Source organism: Rhizobium mulingense, assembly GCF_029194105.1.
Classification (GTDB): Bacteria; Pseudomonadota; Alphaproteobacteria; order Rhizobiales; family Rhizobiaceae; genus Rhizobium; species Rhizobium mulingense.
Genome location: NZ_JARFVE010000050.1, coordinates 1 through 1,566 on the forward strand (window position 1 = coordinate 1; position 1,566 = coordinate 1,566).

The window sequence follows — 1,566 nt, forward strand, 5'->3', positions numbered from 1 at the left end:
CAGATGAAATCTGAGGGGGGTCAAAATTGGACGCCGATTACCCCGCCAAGGGGGTCAAATTTGCACGCCGAAACACAACCAGCAGGTTCGGCCCGGCAAAACCGCGCGGCGTCACATGGAAAGGTGCGGGCGGCTGAGTGATCTTCTCGCATTCGCGGCAGGAGAACTTCTCCCGCACAGTCTGGATGACTTTCCACTGGCGCGGGATCACCTCCAGCGTCTCGGTGATGTCCTCGCCGAGCTTCGACAGCCTGGCGGAACCGCAGCAGCGGCAACTCGTCGGGGCGGCGATGACGACGCGCTCGCGCGGCAGGTGTTCGGGAAACGGCTTCCGTGATGGACGCTTTCGCTCGAACGCCCGGACTGTAGAAGCCTTGGCAGCAATCTCCGCCGCCAGTTCGTCTTCACCAGCGTCGGCTTCGAGTTCCTCGAGTTGCAGCTCCATCTGCTCGAGAAGTCGCGCCTTGCGCTCGGACCGGCTGCCGTAAAGTTCACGGCGAACCTTCTCGATCTCCAGCTTCAACCGCGCGATCAGCGCTTCTGAATGTGACACGAGCGCCTTGGCACTGGCGGCTTCCGCCTCGGCTTTCATACGCCAGGCACGCTCTTGCGCCAGCAGTGCAAGCGCACTGGCAAGATCGTCAGGAAGCTGTTCGGCCGCATCGTTCATGGTAGGATGGAATCATATTCGACCCAGCCATTCCAGTGCTTTTGCTCATCCTGCCGACGTCGGTCGCCAGGTTTTTTGCGGCATCCGCCAGTCTATACCTTCCAGCAGATAACCGAGCTGCGCCGGTGTGATCACCACCGATCCATCTGCCGCCGACGGCCAGACGAAGCGTCCGCGTTCAAGCTTCTTCGTAAACAGGCAGGCTCCCTGGCCGTCATGCCAGATGACCTTGATCAGGCCACCACCGCGACCGCGGAACACGAACAGGTGTCCGCACATCGGATCGCGCTTCAGCGTCTCCTGCACCATCAGCGATAGACCGGGGAAGCCTTTGCGCATGTCCGTATGGCCTGTCGCCAGCCAGACCTTCACACCACTCGGAACCGGGATCATCTCCGTTCCAGCACGACATCGAGAATGCGGCCCAGCGCCTCGGTATCGATGTCGCTGTCCACGCGAATACGACGGCCCCGACCCAGCTCAATCGTCACATCGCTACGCTTCCGGCGGGACTGCGATGGGGCAGGCGGCCCCGAGGGAATGGGCGTGGCTGGAGGCGCGGCCTCGGACAGGATCACCGGCACCAACGTGCTCGCCATTTCCGTCTTCGGCTCCTCGATTTGGCAAAGCTCCTTGCGCCAACGGAAAAGCTGGCTGACATGGATACCGGCCGCACGGGCAATCTCGGAAAGCACCGCATCTGGCTCAAAGCAGGCCGCAACAAGCCGCTCTTTGTCTTCCCGAGACCAGCGCCGTCGGCGCTCGACAGACGTGATCACTTCAATCGGATGCTTCGTCATAGGACTACTCCTAGTGTTTGGTAAGCGGCAAGCTGAGACCGTTCAGCGCGCGTAATTCCACGGCATGAGTGCATCGAGATCGCTGCTCGACCAGCC

Annotated in this window: 2 protein-coding genes and 1 pseudogene; all 3 read right to left on the reverse strand. The window is 61.5% G+C overall.

Annotated elements, in window-relative coordinates; translation table 11 throughout:
* Window positions 1-79: 79 nt before the first annotated feature.
* Window positions 80-670: pseudogene (locus tag PYR71_RS30580) on the reverse strand (transposase domain-containing protein); the annotation flags it as partial.
* A gap of 45 nt (window positions 671-715) precedes the next feature.
* Window positions 716-1,063 carry an IS66 family insertion sequence element accessory protein TnpB gene (tnpB, locus tag PYR71_RS30585; RefSeq protein ID WP_008536947.1) on the reverse strand — a complete coding sequence of 116 codons (348 nt, stop codon included), beginning with the start codon at window positions 1,061-1,063 and terminating at the stop codon, window positions 716-718.
* A complete protein-coding gene (gene tnpA / locus PYR71_RS30590; protein ID WP_077994909.1) occupies window positions 1,060-1,470 on the reverse strand; it encodes an IS66-like element accessory protein TnpA in 411 nt (136 codons plus the stop codon). The genes tnpB and tnpA overlap by 4 nt, the downstream gene beginning before the upstream one ends.
* Window positions 1,471-1,566 lie beyond the last annotated feature (96 nt).

What these genes read in the sequence shown, in the direction of transcription:
- tnpB (WP_008536947.1), bottom strand. Translation starts at nt 1,063, where the DNA reads ATGATCCCGGTTCCGAGTGGTGTGAAGGTCTGGCTGGCGACAGGCCAT.
- tnpA (WP_077994909.1), bottom strand. Translation starts at nt 1,470, where the DNA reads ATGACGAAGCATCCGATTGAAGTGATCACGTCTGTCGAGCGCCGACGG.